The sequence below is a fragment of the Geodermatophilus sp. SYSU D00697 genome, assembly GCF_054050175.1.
In genome coordinates, this window is the sequence record NZ_JBJGYV010000041.1 from 1 (window position 1) to 19,708 (window position 19,708).

The 19,708-nt window shown below is 74.7% G+C and carries 21 protein-coding genes; 11 read left to right on the top strand and 10 right to left on the bottom strand.

Translation table 11 applies throughout. The features are described from left to right. The 3 genes from ACI79C_RS23095 to ACI79C_RS23105 form a co-directional block, all read right to left on the bottom strand. A partial coding sequence (locus ACI79C_RS23095; protein WP_456948071.1) for a CoA-transferase occupies positions 1-127 on the bottom strand: 127 nt, incomplete at its 3' end. 20 nt (positions 128-147) lie between these two features. Further along, complete coding sequence (locus ACI79C_RS23100; protein WP_456948035.1) at positions 148-1,389, bottom strand: MFS transporter; 1,242 nt, start codon at positions 1,387-1,389, stop codon at positions 148-150. Continuing rightward, on the bottom strand, positions 1,386-2,204 hold the full coding sequence (locus ACI79C_RS23105) for an IclR family transcriptional regulator domain-containing protein (protein WP_456948036.1): 819 nt from the start codon (positions 2,202-2,204) through the stop codon (positions 1,386-1,388). The genes ACI79C_RS23100 and ACI79C_RS23105 overlap by 4 nt, the downstream gene beginning before the upstream one ends. 354 nt (positions 2,205-2,558) lie before the next feature. Between ACI79C_RS23105 and ACI79C_RS23110 the strand changes: the two genes are divergently transcribed. The 5 genes from ACI79C_RS23110 to ACI79C_RS23130 all read left to right on the top strand — a co-directional run bounded on the left by ACI79C_RS23110 (position 2,559) and on the right by ACI79C_RS23130 (position 7,538). Then, positions 2,559-3,422, top strand: a complete 864-nt coding sequence (locus ACI79C_RS23110; protein WP_456948037.1) for an ABC transporter permease — start codon at positions 2,559-2,561, stop codon at positions 3,420-3,422. Beyond that, positions 3,422-4,195: an ABC transporter permease gene (locus ACI79C_RS23115; protein ID WP_456948038.1), complete on the top strand. Its 774-nt coding sequence runs from the start codon at positions 3,422-3,424 to the stop codon at positions 4,193-4,195. The genes ACI79C_RS23110 and ACI79C_RS23115 overlap by 1 nt, the downstream gene beginning before the upstream one ends. 52 nt (positions 4,196-4,247) lie before the next feature. Next, the gene (locus tag ACI79C_RS23120) at positions 4,248-5,069 is read left to right on the top strand and encodes an ABC transporter ATP-binding protein (RefSeq protein WP_456948039.1); all 822 of its coding nucleotides are present in this window, start codon (positions 4,248-4,250) and stop codon (positions 5,067-5,069) included. A gap of 199 nt (positions 5,070-5,268) precedes the next feature. Further along, positions 5,269-6,459 (top strand): FAD-dependent monooxygenase, encoded by a 1,191-nt coding sequence (locus ACI79C_RS23125; RefSeq protein ID WP_456948040.1) that lies wholly within the window; start codon positions 5,269-5,271, stop codon positions 6,457-6,459. Further along, the gene (locus ACI79C_RS23130; protein WP_456948041.1) at positions 6,456-7,538 is read left to right on the top strand and encodes a maleylacetate reductase; all 1,083 of its coding nucleotides are present in this window, start codon (positions 6,456-6,458) and stop codon (positions 7,536-7,538) included. Before ACI79C_RS23125 ends, ACI79C_RS23130 begins: the two co-directional genes overlap by 4 nt. Before the next feature lie 176 nt (positions 7,539-7,714). On the opposite strand, the gene ACI79C_RS23135 is transcribed toward ACI79C_RS23130, so the two are convergent. The 5 genes from ACI79C_RS23135 to ACI79C_RS23155 form a co-directional block, all read right to left on the bottom strand. After that, entirely contained in the window at positions 7,715-8,716 is a 1,002-nt protein-coding gene (locus tag ACI79C_RS23135) for an ABC transporter substrate-binding protein (RefSeq protein ID WP_456948042.1), read from the bottom strand. A gap of 106 nt (positions 8,717-8,822) precedes the next feature. Continuing rightward, positions 8,823-9,593 carry an IclR family transcriptional regulator gene (locus tag ACI79C_RS23140; RefSeq protein WP_456948043.1) on the bottom strand — a complete coding sequence of 257 codons (771 nt, stop codon included), beginning with the start codon at positions 9,591-9,593 and terminating at the stop codon, positions 8,823-8,825. 13 nt (positions 9,594-9,606) lie between these two features. Next, positions 9,607-10,467 (bottom strand): 5-oxoprolinase subunit C family protein, encoded by an 861-nt coding sequence (locus ACI79C_RS23145; protein ID WP_456948044.1) that lies wholly within the window; start codon positions 10,465-10,467, stop codon positions 9,607-9,609. After that, positions 10,464-11,075: a 5-oxoprolinase subunit B family protein gene (locus ACI79C_RS23150; protein WP_456948045.1), complete on the bottom strand. Its 612-nt coding sequence runs from the start codon at positions 11,073-11,075 to the stop codon at positions 10,464-10,466. Before ACI79C_RS23150 ends, ACI79C_RS23145 begins: the two co-directional genes overlap by 4 nt. Then, a complete protein-coding gene (locus ACI79C_RS23155; RefSeq protein ID WP_456948046.1) occupies positions 11,075-11,827 on the bottom strand; it encodes a LamB/YcsF family protein in 753 nt (250 codons plus the stop codon). The genes ACI79C_RS23150 and ACI79C_RS23155 overlap by 1 nt, the downstream gene beginning before the upstream one ends. A gap of 201 nt (positions 11,828-12,028) precedes the next feature. On the opposite strand from ACI79C_RS23155, the gene ACI79C_RS23160 reads away from it, so the two are divergent. Beyond that, positions 12,029-12,820, top strand: coding sequence for a putative hydro-lyase (locus ACI79C_RS23160; RefSeq protein ID WP_456948047.1), 792 nt, complete (start codon positions 12,029-12,031; stop codon positions 12,818-12,820). A 1-nt stretch (position 12,821) separates the two neighbouring features. Here the strand turns inward: ACI79C_RS23160 and ACI79C_RS23165 are convergent, their stop codons facing one another. Further along, a complete protein-coding gene (locus ACI79C_RS23165) occupies positions 12,822-14,354 on the bottom strand; it encodes an acyl-CoA synthetase (protein WP_456948048.1) in 1,533 nt (510 codons plus the stop codon). Position 14,355: 1 nt separating this feature from the next. Further along, positions 14,356-15,222 carry an amidohydrolase family protein gene (locus ACI79C_RS23170; RefSeq protein WP_456948049.1) on the bottom strand — a complete coding sequence of 289 codons (867 nt, stop codon included), beginning with the start codon at positions 15,220-15,222 and terminating at the stop codon, positions 14,356-14,358. Between the two features lie 77 nt (positions 15,223-15,299). Between ACI79C_RS23170 and ACI79C_RS23175 the strand changes: the two genes are divergently transcribed. The 5 genes from ACI79C_RS23175 to ACI79C_RS23195 all read left to right on the top strand — a co-directional run bounded on the left by ACI79C_RS23175 (position 15,300) and on the right by ACI79C_RS23195 (position 19,557). Further along, the gene (locus tag ACI79C_RS23175; RefSeq protein ID WP_456948050.1) at positions 15,300-15,746 is read left to right on the top strand and encodes a MarR family winged helix-turn-helix transcriptional regulator; all 447 of its coding nucleotides are present in this window, start codon (positions 15,300-15,302) and stop codon (positions 15,744-15,746) included. A 93-nt stretch (positions 15,747-15,839) separates the two neighbouring features. Then, a complete protein-coding gene (locus ACI79C_RS23180; protein WP_456948051.1) occupies positions 15,840-16,820 on the top strand; it encodes an ABC transporter substrate-binding protein in 981 nt (326 codons plus the stop codon). 9 nt (positions 16,821-16,829) lie between these two features. Next, positions 16,830-18,068, top strand: a complete 1,239-nt coding sequence (locus ACI79C_RS23185) for an MFS transporter (protein WP_456948052.1) — start codon at positions 16,830-16,832, stop codon at positions 18,066-18,068. Positions 18,069-18,172: 104 nt separating this feature from the next. Continuing rightward, positions 18,173-19,246, top strand: a complete 1,074-nt coding sequence (locus ACI79C_RS23190; RefSeq protein WP_456948053.1) for an aromatic ring-hydroxylating dioxygenase subunit alpha — start codon at positions 18,173-18,175, stop codon at positions 19,244-19,246. Between the two features lie 35 nt (positions 19,247-19,281). After that, positions 19,282-19,557, top strand: coding sequence for a hypothetical protein (locus ACI79C_RS23195; protein WP_456948054.1), 276 nt, complete (start codon positions 19,282-19,284; stop codon positions 19,555-19,557). Positions 19,558-19,708 lie beyond the last annotated feature (151 nt).

A 19,708-nucleotide genomic window follows, 5' to 3' on the forward strand; every position in this document is an offset into this window, starting at 1 on the left:
CCTTCTCCAGCAGCGCGTCGATCAACGCGTACGGGATGCCGCACAACCCGAACCCGCCCACCGCCAGCACCGCGCCATCGGGCACGTCGGCCACCGCCTCGACGGCGCTGCCCACCACCTTGTCCATCAGTTCTCCCGTCTCGTCGGTCAGGATCGTGCGGGGGCGGCCTCGGTGGCCTCCGCCGGCTCCCGTTCGGTGACCAGGCGGGGGCGGGCCGCGGACAGCCCGGTCGCCACCTGGAGGACCAGCAGCACCAGCAGCAGCGCCAGGCTCGGCCGCCACGCGCCGGTCGCGTCGTGCAGCAGGCCGACCGCCAGCGGACCGGTGGCAGCCAGCAGGTACCCGACGCTCTGCGCGGCCGCCGAGAGCCGGCCGGTCTGGGCGACGTCGCGGGTGCGCACCAGGACCAGCGTCATGGCCAGCGGGAAGCACAGCCCCGTGCCCAGGCCGTACAGCACGGCCCAGACGGCCGGGGCCGCGGCCGGCGCCACGAGCAGGCCGACGAGGGCGACCAGGATCGGCGCGCTGCAGCCGAGCACCCACGGGACCTGGCTGGGCCGGCGAGCGGCCAGCGGGGGGACGACGAGGGCGCAGGGAGCGCCGACCGCGGCGGCGAGGGCCAGCAGCCCGCCGGCGGCCACCCCGGAGACCCCGGCGTCGTCCTCGAGGATGCCGGGCAGCCAGGTCAGCATCGCGTAGAACGTGAGCGACTGGAGCCCCATGAAGACGGTGACCGCGAGCGCCACGCGGTCGCGCAGGACGGCGGCGACCGGCAGGCGGGCGGCCGCGGGGGTGTCGGCCGGGCCCCGCCGCCGCAGGGCCAGCACACCCACGGCCGCCGTGGCGACCAGCACCGGCACCAGCCACAGCGCGAGGCCGCGCACGGCGCTGCCCGCGGCGTCGGCCAGCGGCTGGGCCAGCCCGGCGCCGAGGCTCGCCGACAGGGCCATGGAGGCGGTCACCGCACCGAGGACCGGGGCGCTGCGCGCGCCGTACTCCGCGCGCGTGGCGGCCGGCAGGAGCACGTTGACCACGGCGATGCCCCCGGTGAGCAGCACCGTGCCCGCGTAGAGCCCCCAGGTCCCGGCCAGGCGCAGCGCGACCCCGAGGGCGAGGACGACCGCGCCGGCGAGGACGGCGCGGTGGACGCCGATCCGTGCGGCGATCGCCGGCGCGGTGGGGGAGACCACGCCGAAGCAGACCAGCGGGAGTGCGGTCAGCACCGCCAGCGCCGAGGTCGGCACGGACAGCTCGGCGCTGAGCTCGCCGAGCACCGGGCCGACCGCGGCGAAGGGCGCCCGCAGGCACAGCGCGACGACCACGAGGGCCGCGGCCGGCGCGAGCCAGGCCCACCACCGGCCGGACCGGTGCGGTTCGGGAGAGGTCACGAGCGCGGGCGCCCCGTCCGGAGCAGGTCGTGCTCGATGTGGCGGGCGGTCTCCAGCAGGGCGGGGACGAGCTCGTCCTCCAGCTGCTCCATCGACGTCCGGCTGGCGTGCGCGGAGACGTTGAGCGCGGCGATCACCTGGCCGTCGGCGTTGCGGATGGGCGCCGCGGCCGAGCGCAGACCGGTCTCCAGCTCCTGGTCGACGACGGCGTAGCCCTGGCGCCGCACCCGCTCCACCACGGCGCGCAGCTCCACCGGGTCGGTGATCGTGTGCTCGGTGTAGGACGTGAACTCGGCACGCTGCAGGTAGGCGGCGAGCTCCGCGTGCGGCAGCCCGGCCAGCAGCACCCGGCCCATCGACGTCGGGTGGGCCGGGAACCGCGTGCCCACCGCGATCAGCACCGTCATGATCCGCTTGGTGGGGACGCGGGCCACGTAGACGATGTCGTCGCCGTCCAGCACCGACACCGAGGAGGACTCGTTGACCCGCGCGACGAGGGACTCCAGGTGCGGCTCGGCCACCTCGGGCAGGGTCAGCCCGGACAGGTAGGAGTACCCCAGCTCGAGGACCCGGGGGCGCAGCGAGAACTCCCGGCCGTCCACCCGCACGTAGCCCAGCTGCACCAGCGTCAACAGGAAGCGCCGCGCCGCGGCGCGCGTCAGCCCGGTGGCGCGCGCGACCTCCGACAGCCCGAGCCGGGGGTGCTCGGCGTCGAAGGCCCGGATGACGGCCAGCCCCCGGTCCAGCGACTGCACGAACGTGCTGTCGCGGGCCGGAAGGACGGCCGAGTCCTGGGTCAGGTCGGCGATCTCCACGCGCTTCCTCCTGGGATGGGGCGCAGGACTGCGCTCCGCGTCACATTGTGCGCAGAGTGAACGGCTGTTCGGCAAGCAGCTCTGTGCTGACCATCACGGCGCGGTCACTTCCGGAAAGTCGAACTTGACGGTGAGCCCGATCACCTGTTTCCGTGCTCAGGAAGAACAGTGGTTCGCAAGGCGAACACCTGCCTGCCCCCACCACCTGAACTCCCGGAGAGCGCCGATGCGCCGAACCCCAGCGGTCCCCCCGGCCGCTCCGCAGTCGTCCGCCGCCCCTGGCGCGGACACCGCCCCCGGCGGGCCGGCCCACCGTAGCGGGGGTCGGCACGCCGGACCGGAGGTGACGCGGCCGTGACCGACTCCGCGCCCGTCACCGTCTACGAGCCGGCCGCCGACAACCCCGAGGCCGGCGTCGCACCCAAGCCCCCGGCCAAGCGTGCGGTCGGCAGCTCGCCGATCGTGCTGGGCACGATCGGCCTGGTCGCCCTCGTCCTGCTGTTCGAGGTGCTGCCGCGCATCGGCGTCCTGCCCAGCCAGTTCTTCCCGACGTCCTCGCAGATCGGGTCCGCGCTGGTCGACCAGCTCGGCCAGGGCGGGTTCTGGGTCGCGCTGCTGGACACGCTGCAGGGCTGGGCCCTGGGCCTGGCCATCGCCGCCGTCGCCGGCGTCGTGCTCGGGATCATCATCGGCAGCTCGCACATCCTGCGCGAGGTCACCGCCTCGACCATCGAGTTCCTGCGGCCGATCCCGTCGGTCGCGCTGATCCCGCTGGCCGTGCTGCTGTTCGGCACCCAGATCGAGAGCAAGCTGCTGCTGGTCGTCTACGCGGCGTTCTGGCAGATGCTCATCCAGGTGCTCTACGGCGTGCAGGACGTCGACCCGGTCGCCCAGGACACCGCCCGGGCCTACCGGTTCGGGTTCCTCGCGCGGATCCGCTACGTCACCTGGCCCACGGCGCTGCCCTACGTCATGACCGGCCTGCGGCTGTCGGCGTCCGTCGCGCTGATCCTGGCCGTCACCGCCGAGCTGGTCATCGGCAACCCGGGGCTGGGCAACCGGCTCGCGGTGGCACAGAGCAGCGGCGCGATCGCCGCGACCTACGCCCTCGTGGTCGTGACCGGCCTCCTCGGCGTCGCGGTCAACCTGGTGTTCCGGTTCATCGAGCGACGGGCGCTGAGCTGGCACCCGTCCCAGCGTGGAGAGGTCGCCCTCTGATGCAGGTCCTGCGCCGGATCGGCTTCACCTTCGGCCTGCCGATCGTGCTGTTCGTCCTCTGGTGGGTGACGTCGGCGAGCAGCACCGACTTCTACTTCCCGCCCCTGTCCCGGATCATCGACAGCCTCGTCGAGGAGTGGTTCGGGCCCCGGCTGGCCGACGACGTCCTGCCCAGCCTGCTGCGGCTGGCGGCCGGCTACCTCATCGCCGCGCTGGTCGGCGTCACCCTCGGGGTCCTGATCGGCACCTACAAGCGCCTGCGGGACCTGCTCGAGCCGGTGCTCGAGTTCTTCCGGGCGATCCCGCCGCCGGTCATCGTCCCGATCCTCATGCTCGTCTTCGGCATCGAGAACACGATGAAGATCGTGGTCATCGCGTTCGGGTGCATGTGGCCGATCCTGCTCAACACCGCCGAGGGCGTGCGGGCCGTCGACAGCGTGCTGTCCGACACCGCGCGCACCTACCGGATCTCCGGCGCGGCCCGGCTGCGGCACCTGATCCTGCCGGCGGCCAGCCCGCAGATGGCCGCGGGGCTGCGGCAGGGCCTGTCGGTGGCGATCATCCTGATGGTGATCAGCGAGCTGTTCGCCGCCAGCGACGGCCTGGGCTTCGCGATCGTCCAGGCGCAGCGCAGCTTCGCCATCCCGGAGATGTGGGCGGGCATGCTGATGCTCGGCCTGCTCGGCTTCCTGCTGTCCCTGCTGTTCCGCATCGTCGAGAGCCGGTGGCTGGCCTGGTACCACGGCCTGCGCCGCGCGCAGCGCGCCGGCTGACCGCACCGATCGCACCCCGACCCTCGAACCCCCCAACGGAAGGCGCAACGCGATGCTCGAGGTCACCGGCCTCAAGAAGGTCTACGAGGGCAAGTCCCGCACGGTCGAGGCCGTCCGCGACCTGACCTTCACCCTGGACAAGGGCGAGCTGGTCTGCCTCGTCGGCCCCTCGGGCTGTGGCAAGACGACGCTGCTCAAGTGCATGTCCGGGCTGCTGGAGCCCACCTCGGGCTCGGTGGTGCTCGATGGCAAGAAGGTCGTCGGCCCGCCGCCGGGCATGGCGATCGTCTTCCAGGAGTACGGCCGCAGCCTGTTCCCCTGGATGAGCGTGCGGGAGAACGTCGAGCTGCCGCTCAAGCAGCGGAAGGTGCCGGCCGCCCGCCGGAAGGAGCTCGTCGACGAGTCGATCGCCGCGGTCGGTCTCAAGGACGCGCACAGCGCCTACCCGTGGCAGCTCTCCGGCGGCATGCAGCAGCGCGTGGCGATCGCCCGCGCCATCGCCTACGAGCCGCAGGTGCTGCTCATGGACGAGCCGTTCGCCGCGGTCGACGCGCAGACCCGCGCCGACCTCGAGGACCTCATCCGCGACCTGTGGCACAAGTTCCAGGTGACCACCCTGTTCGTCACCCACGACATCGACGAGGCGGTCTACCTCGGGCAGCGGGTGCTCATCCTGTCCAACTCGCCCACGGTGATCCGCCAGGACCTCACCATCGACCTCCCCGACGAGCGCGACCAGCTGCACACCCGGTCCTCGCAGCGGTTCGCCGAGCTGCGCGCCCAGGTCTACTCGCAGATCCACCGGCCGCGCGAGGAGACCCCGGACGGGGTGGACACCCACGCCCCGGCCGTCATCGGCCAGCCCACGGCCTGACGCCGGCGGTCCGGGCCCGGCACCCCTGTCGCGGGGTGCCGGGCCCGGCGCGCGTCCGGCTCAGGCCGAGGCTCTGTCCGGCCGGTCCGGCCCGCATCGCGGAGGATCGGCCTTCGACCGGGCGGGAAGGGCACTACCGGGCGGTCGGTGCGGACTGCAGGATCGCGGCGTCGGGGAGCAGGGGAGGACGGCTGTGCGGGTGGCCATCGCGGGCGGCGGGATCGGCGGGCTGGCCGCGGCGGCCTTCCTGCACCGGGCGGGACACGAGGTGTCGGTGCACGAGCAGGCCGGCCAGTACCGGGAGATCGGTGCGGGGCTGGTCGTGGCGCCCAACCTCATGCGCCTGCTGCGGCGGCTCGGCCTGTCCGACGGCCTCGAGGGACGCGGCGTCCGGCTCGAGGTCGGCTGGGAGTTCCGGCGGTGGCAGGACGGTCGGGTGCTGTTCAGCCAGCAGCTTACCGACTCGGCGGCGATGTACGGCGAGGACACCTGGGTGGTGCACCGCGCCGACCTGCTCGACCTGCTCCGCTCGGTGGTCCCCGCCGACGCCCTGCACCTGGGCCGGCGGGTGGTCGGCGTGGAGCAGGACGACGAGGTGGCCCGCCTCGTGCTGGCCGACGGCACGGCCGTCGCGAGCGACGTCGTGGTGGCCGCGGACGGCATCCACTCGGTGCTGCGCGGCTCGGTCGCCCAGCCCGGGCCTCCCCGGTACTCGGGGATCTGCGCCTGGCGGTCGCTCGTCCCCGCCGAGGCCGCACCCGACCTGGCCCGCCGGCCGGTGCAGACCCTGTGGCTGGGCCCGGGCCGCCACCTCGTGCACTACCCGGTCTCCGGGGGCCGGCTGGTCAACCTGGTCGCGTTCTCGCCGGCGGGGGACTTCGACGTCGAGTCGTGGGAGTCGCGGGGCCGGGTGGCCGACCTCGCGGCGGAGTTCGCCGGCTGGGACCCGCGGCTCGAGGCGCTCATCGCCGCCGCGGGTGAGGTCGGCCGATGGGCGCTGCTGGACCGTGAGCCCATCCCGACCTGGACCTCGGGCCGGCTGGTGCTGCTCGGAGACGCCGCGCACCCGATGTTCCCGTTCTTCGCCCAGGGCGCCGCGCAGGCGGTCGAGGACGCCGCCGCGCTGGCGGTGTGCCTGGCCGGAAGCAGCGTGGCCGACGGCCTCGCGCGCTACGAGGCCGTGCGCGTCCCGCGGGGGACCCGGGTCCAGGAGGCCAGCCGCGGCCGCCGGGCCCACCACCACCTGCCCGACGGCCCCGAGCAGCAGGCGCGCGACGCCGCGTTCGCCGGGGACGACCCGCTGGCGCACAACGCCTGGCTGTACGGGTACGACGCCGAGGCCGCTGCCCAGGAGCAGGGCGCCGGGACGGTCGCGGGGGCCGGGGCGTGACCGGCTCCCTGTCCTTCGTCCACCAGGCGCTGCCCACCCGGGTGGTGTTCGGGCCCGGGGTCCTGGCCCGGCTGCCCGAGGAGGTGGCCGCCCTCGGGCTCTCGCGGGTCGTCGTGGTGTGCGGTCCCAACCACCAGGACCTGGGACGGCGGGTCGCGGACCTGCTCGGGGAGCAGGCGGTGGGCGTCCTCGCCGAGGCCCGCATGCACGTGCCCGTCGAGGTGGCCGGCCGCGCCCGCGACCGTGCCCGCGAGCTGTCCGCCGACGGGTGCGTCGCGGTCGGCGGCGGCTCGGCGATCGGGCTCGGCAAGGCGCTCGCCCTCGACCCGGGACTGCCGCTGCTCGCCGTCCCGACCACGTACTCCGGCTCGGAGATGACGCCCGTCTGGGGCCTCACCGAGGGCGGGGCCAAGCGCACCGGCCGCGACCTGCGGGTGCTGCCCCGGGCCGCGCTGTACGACCCGGAGCTCACCCTCGGGCTGCCGCCGGCCCTGTCGGCCACCAGCGGGGTGAACGCCCTGGCCCACGCCGTCGAGGGCCTCTACGCCCCGGACACCAACCCGGTGGTGGCGCTCATGGCCGAGGAGGCGGTGCGCGCCCTGGCCGCGGCGCTGCCGGCGGTGGTGGCCGACGGCGGGGACCTCGACGCCCGGTCCGAGGCCTTCTACGGGTCCTGGCTGTGCGGGTCGGTGCTCGGCGCGACCACCATGTCCCTGCACCACAAGCTGTGCCACACCCTCGGCGGCACGCTGGACCTCCCGCACGCGCCCACCCACACCGTCGTCCTGCCGCACGCCCTGGCCTACAACGCGCCTGCCGCCCCGCAGGCGGTCGCCGCGCTCGCCCGCGCCCTCGGCGGCGTCCCGGACCCCGCCCGGGCGCTGTGGGAGCTCGCCGGCCGGCTGGGTGCGCCGCGGTCGCTGGCCGAGCTCGGCATGGCCGAGGACGACGTCCCGCGGATCGCCGAGCTCGCCGTGGCCAGTCCCTACGCGAACCCGCGGCCGGTCACCCGCGAGGGCGTGACGGCGCTGCTGCGCGCCGCGTGGGCCGGCGAGCCCCCGCCGGCGCTGCACCTCTGACGGCCCGCGGCAGGGAGCCGCGGGCCGTCAGAGGGCGTCACTCCGCGGTGACCCGGGCCGGGTTGCGCGCGCCGGTCCGCTCCTCGCTCGCTGGCGCTCGCTGCGATGCTCCCGGCGCTGTCACCCGGCGGTGACCCGGGCCGGGTTCCGCGCGCCGGTCCGCTCCTCGCTCGCCGTCACCCGGCGATCATGGTCTGGACGTCGAACTCCTCGCTGATGATCCCGTACTCGAGCATGAGGTCGGCCATCTCCTGCAGCTGAGCCTCGTCGACCTCGGCGTCCCACTCGGGGAGCGCCACCTGCTGGACGGTCTCGGCCGGCACCTGGGTGTAGGTCGGCACCAGCTCGACCAGCCGCTCGCGGTCGCCCTGCAGCTGCTCCATCGACGCGGCCATCGCCGCGCGGAAGGCCTCGACCGCCTCCGGGTTCTCCTGGGCGTACTGCTCGGTGGTCAGCCAGCCCGCCACCGGCATGTCCTCCACCGGGCCGCTGAACAGCGGGAAGAGCACCCGGGCGCCGCCGGCGAGGGCGGCGGCCTGGAACGGCTCGACCTGCCAGATGGCGTCGACGTCCCCGGCGTCGAGCGCCGCGGCCATGTCCGGGTAGGGCAGCTCCAGGAACTGGATCGTCGAGACGTCGACCCCGGCGTCCTCGAGCACGGCGTTGACCGCCACGGTGCCGATGTTCTGCAGGTTGTTGACCGCCACCCGGGCGTCGGCCAGGTCGGCGGGGGACTGGTACGCCGAGTCGGAGGCGACCATGATCGCGTGGTCGTCGGCGCCCACGTCGTTGCCGGCGATGATGCGCACCGGCAGCCCCTGCTGCGCGGCGAGCAGCGCCGAGGTGTAGTTGCCGTAGGTGATGTCGTACTCGCCGGCGATCAGCGACGGGATGGCCTGCGCGCCCCCGGCGGTCTGCTCCAGGGTCACGTCGAGGCCCTGCTCCGCGAAGATGCCGGTCTCGTCGGCGTGCACCGCGCTGGCGGTGTGCACCAGCGGGAAGTAGCCGACGGTCATCGCGGTGGTGCCGCCGGCGCCGCCGGAGGCCTCCTCGCCGCCGTCGTCGGAGCCACAGGCGGCCAGGGCCAGCGTGAGCGCGCAGCCCAGGGCCAGGCCGGTGCGGCGGAGGCGGGAGCGGGGGCGTCCGTGGGGGGTGGGGACCCCGGGCGCAGGGGACAAGGAGATCTCCTCTCGGTGCTCCGCGGGCCATCCGGGCCCGCAGACGTGACGCGGATCATGCGACCCGGCTCACAGCCCGCCCCAGCGTTCTCTCGAAGAGTGAGACTCAGCGGGAGAGGCGGGCCAGCGGCCCGGCCGAGAGGGTGCGCGTCACGCCCCGCGCCGCCGCCAGCAGCGCCGGCACCTGCGTCATCGCCCGGCCGTCGTTGGGCACGATCACCGACAGCGCCGCGACGACCTCCTGCAGGCCGTTGCGCACCGGCACCGCGACCCCCGCGGCGTCCGGGTGGACGTGCCCCGGCGTGACGACGAAGCCCTGCCGGCGGACGTCGGCCAGGGTGGCCCGCAGTCGGTCCGGGTCGGTGATCGTGGCCGCCGTGTGCTGCGCCAGCGGGCGGGAGAGGATCCGCTCCTGCAGCTCCGGCGGGCCGTAGGCGAGCAGCACCAGGCCCGAGGAGGAGATGTGCAGCGGCAGCCGGCCGGCGATCCGCGAGTAGTTGATGACCGCGTCGCGCGCGGAGAGCCGCTCCACGAACAGCACGTCGTCGCCGTCCCGGACGCCGAGCTGGGCGTGGTGCCCGACGACCGCGTGGAGGTCCTCCAGGTAGGGCATCGCCGCCTCGCGCAGGGACACCGTCAGCGAGGCCCGGGAGGCCAGCTCCCACATGCGGACGCCGACCCGCACCTGGCGGTCGGCTCCCCGCTCGAGCAGGCCGTGGCCGACCAGTTCGGCGATCAGCCGGGAGGCGGTGGCGACGTGCAGCCCGGTGCGGCGGGCGATCTCGGACACCTGCAGTTCCTTCTCGTCGGCGGAGAAGGCGGCCAGGATCCGGACGGCGCGGGAGAGCACCGACTCGCCCGTCGCCACCCGTCCCACGCCGGGCAGTGTCTCATCTGCCGAGAGGCGCCCCCCGGAACCGCAGGGCCTGGCCCGGGCGGAGCTGGCCGCACCGGTCGACGTCCTCGTCGGCGACGTAGGCGAGGACCGGGTAACCGCCGGTCACCGGGGCGTCGGCGAGGAAGAGCACCGGCAGCCCGGACGGCGGCACCTGCAGCGCGCCGCGGACCATGCCCTCGCTGGCCAGCTCCCCGGTGCGCCCCCGCTCCAGCGGCGGCCCGTCCAGCCGCAGGCCGATCCGGTTGCTCTCGCCGGTCACCGTCCACGCGGTGCCGGTGAGCGCGGGCAGCGCGGTGTCGGCGAACCAGTCCGCGCGCGGACCGGGGAGCACCCGCACCGTCACCTCGCCGTCGGCGGGGTCGGGGACCGGCGCCAGGTCCACCCCGGGCATGGCGCCGGCCGGAGGACCGACGGGCAGCACGTCCCCGGCCGAGACGGCGGGTGGACCGAGCCCGGAGAGCAGGTCGGTGGAGCGGCTGCCCAGCACCGGCTCGACCGCGATCCCCCCGCGCACGCCGACGTAGGTGCGCAGCCCGGACGCGGGCGGACCCAGCCGCAGCTCCTCACCGGCGGCCAGCCGCACCGGCGCGTTGTGCGCGGCGCCGCCCGCGCAGCGCGCGCCGGTGGTGACGACCACCAGGTCGGCGTCGGCGCGCAGCGCCAGGCCCCCGAGGGTCACCTCGAGCACCGCCGCGCCCGGGTCGTTGCCCACCAGCCGGTTGGCCAGCGCGGCGGCGGCGCGGTCACAGGCACCGGAGCGGCCGATGCCCAGGGAACCCTGCCCGGGCCGGCCGGCGTCCTGCACCGTCGTCAGCGGGCCGGGGGAGAGCACGGTCACGGTCCGGGCGCTCACGCCACCTCCACGAACCGCACGCGCACGCCGGGCCGCAGCAGCGCGGCCGGGTCGCGGGAGAGGTCGAAGACGGCGACGTCGGTGCGGCCGATCAGCTGCCAGCCGCCGGGGGACTCCCGCGGGTACACGCCGCTGAACTCCCCGGCCAGCCCGACCGACCCCGGGGGCACCTTCGTCCGCGGCGTCTCGCGGCGGGGCACGTGCCAGGGCTCGCCGTCGGGCGTGCAGTAACCGAACCCGGGGGCGAACCCGCAGAACGCGACCGTCCACTCGGTGCCGGTGTGCCGGCGCACGACGTCCTCCGGGGTCACCCCGAGGAGCCCGGCGACGTCGGCGAGGTCCGCGCCGTCGTAGACGACCGGCAGCTCCACCCGCTCACCGGAGCCGCCGCGGTCGGGGCGGGGCCGGGCGTCCCGCACCGCCCGCTCGACCGCGGCGAGCCCGGTCCGCGCCGGGTCGACGACCAGCAGGACCGTGCGGGCCGCGGGGACGACGTCCACCACGCCGGGGACCGGGTCCTCGGTGAGGGCCGCGTACAGCCCGAGGACCTCGTCGAGGTCGTCCAGCTCCACCAGCAGTGCGGTCGAGCCGCTGGGCAGGACCCGCATCAGCCCGCGAACGGCGCCAGCCCGACGCCGGCGTCGGTGAGGGCCGCCCGCACCCGCTGCGCGATCGCCACCGCCCCGGGGGTGTCGCCGTGCACGCAGATCGACTCCGGGTCCACGTGCAGGACCCCTCCCTGGACGTCGGTGATCGGCTCCCCGGTGGCCATGGCGACGCAGCGCCGGGCGATCTCCTCGGGGTCGTGCAGCACGGCGCCGGGGTGGGAGCGGGGGACCAGCGTCCTCGCCGGCGTGTAGGCCCGGTCGGCGAACGCCTCTCGCACGGTCTCCAGCCCGGCCTCCGCGGCCAGCCGCAGCCAGGCCGAGCCGGGCAGACCCAGCACCGGCAGGGTGCGGTCGTACTCGACGACGGCCCGCACGACGGCCGCCGCCTGCTCGTCGTGGCCGACGACCGTGTTGTAGAGCGCGCCGTGCGGCTTGACGTAGCGCACCCGCGTGCCTGCGACCCGGGCGAAGGCCTCCAGCGCGCCGAGCTGGTAGAGGACGTCGGCGGTCAGCTCGTCGGGCGCCACGTCCACGAACCGGCGGCCGAAGCCGGCCAGGTCGCGGTAGGAGACCTGCGCGCCGATGGCCACGCCGGCCGCCGCGGCCCGCTCGCAGACCCGCCGCATGATCGAGGGGTCACCGGCGTGGAAGCCGCACGCGACGTTGGCGCTGGTCACGATCCCGAGCAGCGCGTCGTCGTCCCCGAGCTGCCACTGGCCGAACCCCTCGCCGAGGTCGGAGTTGAGGTCCATGGTCCTCCCAGGCAGGACGGCTGCCCGGGACGCTAGAGCCGCCACCGGGCCCCGGCAATGCGAGACACCTCGCCGCGATCATGGAGTTGCGGACGCGACGCGCCGGGGATGGCCTGCGTGTCGCTTCCCGGACTTCATGATCGCGGGGGAGGGCGATCGCGGGGGAGGGCGGGGAGCGGGACGGCGGGGCAGCATGGCCCCATGACGCAGCAGACGGTGTCCCTGGCCGGCCCGGCCGAGGTCCGGGCGGCCTGCCGCAGCGGGTCCGCCGTCCACACCTCGGGGCTCGCGCCCGGCCACACCCAGGCCAACCTCGTCGTCCTGCCGAAGGACTGGGCCTACGACTTCCTGCTCTTCGGCCAGCGCAACCCGCAGCCGGTGCCGCTGCTCGACGTCACCGACGCCGGGTCGCCGCGCACCGTGCTGGCCCCTGACGCCGACCTGCGCACCGACCTGCCGCGGTACCGGGTGTGGCGGGACGGCGTGCTGGTGGACGAGCCGACCGACGTCGTCGGCCTGTGGACCGACGACCTGGTCGCCTTCCTCATCGGCTGCAGCTTCAGCTTCGAGACCGCGCTGCTCGATGCCGGCGTCCCGGTGCGCAACATCGAGCAGGGGCGCAACGTGTCGATGTACCGGACCAACCGGGACTGCCGGCCCGCCGGGCGCCTGTCCGGTCCGCTGGTGGTCACGATGCGGCCGGTCCCGGGGGAGCTGGTGACCACCGCCGTCCAGGTCACCGCCCGGATGCCGCAGGTGCACGGGGCGCCGGTGCACGTGGGGCCGCCGGGGTCGCTGGGCATCGCCGACCTCGGCCGGCCCGACTTCGGCGACCCGGTGGAGGCCGCCGAGGGCGACGTCCCGGTGTTCTGGGCGTGCGGGGTGACCCCGCAGGCGGCGCTCATGGCGTCCCGGCCGCCGTTCGCCATCACCCACGCCCCGGGGCACATGTTCGTCACCGACGTCCCGGACGCCGCCTACCGGCAGCCGTGAGCTACCGGCCGGCGAACCGCTCCCGCAGGTCGGGCTTGCGGATCTTGCCGGTGGCGGTCTTGGGCAGCTCGTCGACGAACTCGACCGAGCGGGGGACCTTGAACCCGGCGAGCCGCTCGCGCAGCGCGGCGCGGATAGCCTCGGCGTCCTCGGCCGCCCCGGGCGCCGGGACGACGACCGCCAGCCCGGTCTCCCCCCACCGCGGGTCCGGGACGCCGATGACCGCGGCCTCGACCACCCCGGGCAGCTCCAGCAGGGCGGACTCCACCTCGGCGGGGTACACGTTCTCCCCGCCGGAGATGATCATGTCCTTGTAGCGGTCGCGGATGTAGAGGAAGCCCTCACCGTCCAGCAAGCCCGCGTCGCCGGTGTGGTACCAGCCGTCCCGCAGCACCGCGGCGGTCTGCTCGGGGTCCCGCCAGTAGCCGGCCATGACGTTGGGGCCGGACACGACGACCTCGCCGACCTCGTCGACGTCGGCGTCGGTCCCGTCGGCGCGCACCACGCGCAGGTCGGTGAAGAACAGCGGCCTGCCCGCGGAGCCGACCTTGCGCTCGGCGTCGGCGGGGTCCAGCGCGGTGCAGCCGGGCGCCGCCTCGGTCATGCCGTAGCACTGCTGCATGGTCACGCCGCGGTCCAGCCACGTCCGCAGCGTGGGGATCGGCACGGCGGCGCCGGCGGCGCCGATGGTCCGCAGCGAGGACAGGTCGCGGGTGGCGAAGTCCGGCTCGCGGCTCATCGCGTCGAGCATCGTCGGGACGGCGAAGAAGGAGGTGACCCGCTGCTCCTCGATGACCTGCAGGGTCCCGGCCGGGTCGAACCGGCGCACCACGACCGCGCAGCCGCCGCGCAGCAGCGTGGGGTTGACGGTGCCGTTCAGCCCGCCGATGTGGAACAGCGGCGCCAGCGCCAGGGTGCGCTCGTCGGCGGCGAAGTCCATGCCGAGCACCTGGTTGGTGGCGTTCCAGGTCATGTTGCCGTGGGTGAGCACCGCGCCCTTGGGTCGGCCCGTGGTGCCGGAGGTGTACATGACCAGGCACGGGTCGTCGAGGGCGACCGGCTCGTCGCGCGGCTCGGGCGGGCTCTGCGCCAGCAGCTCCTCGTAGGGGAGCGACTCCGCGCCGCCGGAGGCCGGGGGCTCGGCGGCCACCCACGCGCGGACGCCGGGCAGCCGGTCGCGGAGCGCGTCGGCCAGCTCCCCGGAGTCGCGGCCGTGCACGACCACGCCTGCGCCGGAGTGCTCGAGCACGTACTGCGCCTCGGGCGCGGTCAGCCGGGCGTTGACCGGCACCCAGATCGCGCCCAGCTGCCCGCAGGCGTAGAGGGTCTCCAGGGCAGAGGGGTGGTTGGTGCCGGTCCAGGCGACCCGGTCACCGCTGCGCACGCCGAGGCCGGCCAGGGCGCCCGCGGTGCGGCGCACCCGCTCGGCGAACCCGGCGTGCGAGGTCGTCGTCCCCTCGAACCAGATCGCGTCGCGGTCGGGGGAGATCCGCAGCCGCCGCTCCGGCCAGGAGCCCAGGCCGGCGTTGCGCACCTCAGCTCCCCAGGCCGAGGGCGCGGACCGCGTTCTCCTTCATGACCAGCGGGCGGACCTCGTCCCGGATGTCCAGCTCCGCGAAGTCGCTGATCCAGCGCTCGGGGGAGATGAGCGGGTAGTCCGAGCCGAACAGCACCTTCCGCTTGAGCAGGGTGTTGGCGGCGCGGACCAGCTGGGGCGGGAAGTACTTGGGCGACCAGCCGGACAGGTCGATGTAGACGTTGGCCTTGTGCTGGGCGACGGAGATCGCGGCGTCCTGCCAGGGCACCGAGGGGTGGGCCATGATGATCGTCAGGTGCGGGAAGTCGGCGGCGACGTCGTCGAGCAGCATCGGGTCGGAATAGCGCAGCTTGATGCCCCGCCCGCCGGGCAGGCCCGAGCCGATGCCGGTCTGGCCGGTGTGGAACAGCGCCGGCACCCCGAGGCTCTGCAGCTCCTCGTAGAGCGGGTAGACGCGGCGGTCGTTGGGCTCGAAGGCCTGGATCGAGGGGTGGAACTTGAACCCGCGCACCCCGTGCTCGGTGACCAGCCGGCGGGCCGCGCGGACGCCGGACTGCCCGCGGGCCGGGTCGATCGAGCCGAACGGGATGAGCACGTCGGGGTGGGCGGCGGCGGCCTCGGCGATCTCCTCGTTGGACAGCGTCGGGTGCCCCGTGGCCAGCTCGCTGTCGACGGTGAAGACCACCGCGGCCATGTCCTGCGCCCGGTAGTGCGCGGCGATCTCCGGCACGGTCGGGTGGTGCGGCTCGCCCTTGAAGTAGGCGGCGGCGGCCTCCAGCAGCTCGTCGTCCATCGACAGGTGGCCGTGCAGGTCCTGCTCGACGTGCACGTGCACGTCGATGGCGACCAGGTTCTCGGTGTCCATGGCGGCTCCCTCGCCGAAGGGGGGTGACGCACGACGCTAGGCCGCTATCGTGGAGGTCGTCAACGATGGAGGTCCTCATGGACGGCACCGCCCTGACCGACGACGTCGGCTACCTGCTCTCCCGGGCCAGTGGGCTGCTCGTGCGGGCCACCAACGCCGCGCTGGCCGAACACGGCCTGCGGGTGCGTTCCTACTCCGCCCTGCTCCTCGCCTGCGACTCGGCCGTCGGCATGTCGCAGCGGGACCTCGCCGAGGCCCTCGCGCTCGACCCCAGCCAGGTGGTCCTCCTCGTCGACGAGCTGACCGAGGCCGGGCTCGTGGAGCGGCGCCCCTCCGAGAGTGACCGGCGGACCAAGCTGGTGGTGGCCACCGACACCGGCCGGGAGGTGCGGCGGCGGGCCGAGCGCGCGACCGCACAGGCGCACGCGGGACAGCTCGGGGGCCTCACCGACGAGGAGCAGGGGCAGTTGCGCGACCTGCTCGGGCGGTTGATCGGCGGTCGCGCGGTCGCCGTGTCGGGGTGACGGGCGCGGGGGCTTGCCCTGCGCCGCTGTGACGTGCATCATCCCGAACATCAACCGTTGAGGTTGTCATTCATCTCGACATCGGGAGAGCAGATGCTCCGCAAGTGGGTCCCCGTGCTGGCCGCGACGACGCTCGCGCTCGCCGCGTGCGGGGGAGGCGACGACGAGGCCGCCTCGGGCGGCGGCGCGGCGGCGGGCGGTGGCGGTGAGGTGCGCCAGGTGACCGCCGGCCTGCTCCCGGTGGCCGTCACCGGCGCCCTGCAGGGTGGCATCGAGCAGGGCTTCTTCGAGGACCGCGGCATCGAGGTCACCATCGAGACCGGGCAGGGCGGGGCGGCGCTGCTGCCGGCCGTGGCCTCCGGCCAGATGGAGTTCGCCACGAGCAACCCGGTCTCGCTGCTGCAGGCCCGCGACCAGGGCCTCGACGTCCGGGTCATCGGCCACTGGACCTCGACGCACGCCGAGGGCGACGACGTCAACGGCGTCGTGGCGAACAAGGACTCCGGGGTGACCTCCGCGGCCGGGCTCGCCGGCAAGCGGATCGCGGTCAACACCCTCAACGGCATGGGTCAGCTGACCATCGACGAGGCGGTGCGCCAGGACGGCGGCGACCCGTCGGGCATCCAGTACGTCGAGCTGCCCTTCCCCGACATGCCCGCGGCCCTGGAGGCCGGCAACGTCGACGCGGTGTGGGTGCCCGAGCCCTTCCTGTCCCAGCTGATCTCGTCGGGCCACCCGGTGGCGAGCTACTCCAGCCAGGAGTCGGTGCCCGGGCACCCGACCCAGCTGTTCTTCACCTCCGGCCAGCTGGTCGAGTCCGACCCGCAGCTGGTCGAGGACTTCACGGCGGCCCTCGAGGAGACCCTCGAGTGGGCCGACCAGAACCCCGACGCGGTCCGCACCGAGGCCGAGGAGTTCCTCCAGACGCCGGCCGGGGCGATGGCCAACGTGCGGATCGAGGAGTTCGGCACCGACCTGCGCCGGGAGCAGATCGAGCGGATGGGTGAGCTCATGGTCGAATCCGGCCTGCTCGACAACGAGCCCGACATCGACGGCCTGCTCCCGCAGGAGTAAGCCTCAGGAGTGACCTCGGAGCACCTCTCGCAGGCCCGTCCGGACTCCCCGGCGGGCCTGCGGCCGTCCGCGGGCGGGGGCCTCGTGCTGGCCGCCGTCCTGCTGGCCGGCATGAACATGCGCGGCGCGATCGCCGCGGTCTCCCCGGTGCTGCCGGAGATGCGCGCCGAGCTGGGCCTCTCGCCGACCGTGGCGGGGCTGGTGACCACGCTGCCGGTGCTCTGCTTCGCCGTCCTCGCGCCGCCCGCGGCCTGGCTCGGCCGCCGGATGGGCGCCGAGGCGGCCCTGTGCGCCGGTCTGCTGGCCATCGCCGCGGGCACGGTGCTCCGCGTGCTCGGCGGCGCCCCGCTGCTGCTGGTGGGGACCGCCGTCGTCGGCGCCGGCATGACCCTGGGCAACGTGCTGCTCCCCGCGGTCACCAAGCGGGAGTTCGCCGAGCGCGCCGGCACGGTCACCGGGCTCTACACGGCGGCCCTGTGCGCGGGTGCCGCTCTGACGGCCGCGCTGACCGCTCCGATCGCCGGCCTCACCGGCTGGCGGACGGCGCTGGCCGCCTGGGCGGTGCTCGCGCTGCTGGCGGCCGCCCTGTGGGTCACCGCGACCCGCGGGCGGGGGCCCCGCCCGGCCGGCGGGACGGTCCCGGGGACGGCGCCGCCGAGGTCGGCCACGGCGGTCTGGCGCTCGCCGGTGGCCTGGGCCGTGGCCACGGTGCTCGCCCTCCAGTCGGTCCTGTACTACGGGATCACCGCCTGGCTGCCGACGCTGCTGCTCGACGAGCTCGGCCAGGGCCTGCGCCCCGGGGCGGTGGCGGCCTCGCTGTTCCAGATCCTGGGCATCCCGGGGAGCCTGCTGGTCCCGGCGGTCCTCGCCCGGCGCCGCCGCCCGGGTGGGCAGAGCGGCCTCGGCGTCACCGTCGCGGCGTCCTGGGCGCTGCTGGTCGGCGGCCTGCTGGTGGCGCCGGGGGCCTGGGTCGTGTGGGCGGCGCTCGGCGGCATCGCGCAGGGGGCGGGGATCGCGTTCGCCTTCACCGTCCTCGTGCTGCGTGCCGCCGACGACGCCGCGGCCCGGAGGTTGTCGGGCATGGCTCAGTTGATCGGGTACGGCGTCGGCGCCACCGGGCCGCTGCTCGTCGGGGCGGCGTACGCGGTCACCGGCGGGTGGGTCGCCCCGCTGGTGCTGCTGCTGGGGGTCACCACGGTCCTCGCCGGCGCGGCCGGGGTGGCCGGGCGCCCGCGCACCCTGCGCTGACCCGCCGAGGACATCAACTTCCACATCGTGGAAGTCGTGTACCCGGAGGTGGTGATGGCAGTCACCGTGGGTACGAGCCGGACAGCCGAGCAGAGAGGCATGCGATGACGTCGATCGTCCAGGACCAGTGGTACGTGGCCGCCTACGGCCGCGAGATCGGCCGCGAGCTGTTCAGCCGCACGATCTGCGGGGAGTCGATCCTCTTCTGGCGGACCGAGGCCGGCCAGGTCACCGCCATGAGCGACCGCTGCGTGCACCGCCGGTTCCCGCTGTCGGAGAAGCCCAGCCACCTCAACGGCGACACCGTCGTCTGCGGGTACCACGGGTTCACCTACGGCGCGGACGGCGTGTGCGTCGCCGTCCCCGGCCAGAAGCGCGTGCCGCGCACCGCTCGGCTGAAGTCCTACCCGGTGGTGGAGCAGGACTCCTTCGTCTGGGTCTTCATCGGCGACCCGGACAAGGCCGAGACCACCCGCATCCCGCGGGCGCCGTGGCTGGACCAGGAGGGCTGGACGACGGTCAGCGGCATGGAGCCGCTGCAGGCCCGCGCCAGCCTGCTGATCGACAACCTCATGGACCTCTCCCACGAGACCTACCTGCACGGCGGCTACATCGGCACCCCGGAGGTCGCCGAGACGCCGATCACCACGGAGGTCGACGAGGAGGCCGGCATCGTCTACGTCAGCCGCCACATGGCCGACGCCGAGTGCCCGCCCTTCTACGCCAAGAGCACCGGGATCCAGGGCCGGATCACCCGCTGGCAGGACATCGAGTACACCCCGCCGTGCCTGTACAAGCTGCACAGCCGGATCGCCCCGGTCGGCGTGCTGCCCAACGAGGACGGCACCGACCCCGACGCCTTCCACGTCGAGGTCGTCTACGCGATCACCCCGGAGACCGAGCACTCCACCCACGACTTCTGGGCGGTCGCCCGCGACTTCGCGCTCGACGACCAGGAGGTCTCGGACTTCCTGCGGGAGAACAACCGCACCGTCGTCCTCCAGGACGTCACCGCGCTCGACGTGCTGGAGAAGGTCCTCACCGGGGAGCCGGACGGCTACCAGGAGCTGTCGATCAACATCGACACCGGTGGCCTGGCCGCGCGCCGGCTGATCGCCCGGATGGCCGCCGAGGCCTCCGGTGCCCCCGCCGAGCAGCCGGTGGCGACCGCGCGGTGAGCGCCGTCTACGGCACGAGCCCGGGAGGGAACGGCATGACCCTGCCCCCGCCGCGCGAGGTCCTGGTCGGCGAGAAGGTGCTGCGGGTCAACTGGCTGCCCGGCTCCGACCGGCTGCGGGGCCTGTGTCACTGCGGCGCCGAGGCCGAGGGCGAGGACCCGATCGAGATGTGGGAGTGGCTGCTCGCCCATCCCGACCACCCGGCCGGCGGGCCGACGGTGCGGCCGCTGCCCGACGTCCTGCCGCCCCCGCCCGCGCACCGCGTCACCGACCCGTCGATCATCAGGTCACGCACCCCCGTCCTGGTCTGAAGAAGGACCCCGCTGCAGGGGCCCACCGTCGAAGGCCCTCGTCCTCCTCACCCCTCGCACGCTCGGGGTGGGCCTCGGGACGAGGCCGGCGGCGGGCCCCTGCAGCGGGGCCGCGAAACGGAGCACCCCGTGCACACCACGCACGACGAGG

Excerpts from the sequence above, each read along its gene's own strand:
- ACI79C_RS23115 (WP_456948038.1), top strand. The coding sequence starts at position 3,422 with ATGCAGGTCCTGCGCCGGATCGGCTTCACCTTCGGCCTGCCGATCGTG.
- ACI79C_RS23120 (WP_456948039.1), top strand. The coding sequence starts at position 4,248 with ATGCTCGAGGTCACCGGCCTCAAGAAGGTCTACGAGGGCAAGTCCCGC.
- ACI79C_RS23150 (WP_456948045.1), bottom strand. The coding sequence starts at position 11,075 with ATGCGGGTCCTGCCCAGCGGCTCGACCGCACTGCTGGTGGAGCTGGAC.
- ACI79C_RS23155 (WP_456948046.1), bottom strand. The coding sequence starts at position 11,827 with ATGGACCTCAACTCCGACCTCGGCGAGGGGTTCGGCCAGTGGCAGCTC.
- ACI79C_RS23160 (WP_456948047.1), top strand. The coding sequence starts at position 12,029 with ATGACGCAGCAGACGGTGTCCCTGGCCGGCCCGGCCGAGGTCCGGGCG.
- ACI79C_RS23170 (WP_456948049.1), bottom strand. The coding sequence starts at position 15,222 with ATGGACACCGAGAACCTGGTCGCCATCGACGTGCACGTGCACGTCGAG.
- ACI79C_RS23175 (WP_456948050.1), top strand. The coding sequence starts at position 15,300 with ATGGACGGCACCGCCCTGACCGACGACGTCGGCTACCTGCTCTCCCGG.
- ACI79C_RS23180 (WP_456948051.1), top strand. The coding sequence starts at position 15,840 with ATGCTCCGCAAGTGGGTCCCCGTGCTGGCCGCGACGACGCTCGCGCTC.
- ACI79C_RS23190 (WP_456948053.1), top strand. The coding sequence starts at position 18,173 with ATGACGTCGATCGTCCAGGACCAGTGGTACGTGGCCGCCTACGGCCGC.
- ACI79C_RS23195 (WP_456948054.1), top strand. The coding sequence starts at position 19,282 with ATGACCCTGCCCCCGCCGCGCGAGGTCCTGGTCGGCGAGAAGGTGCTG.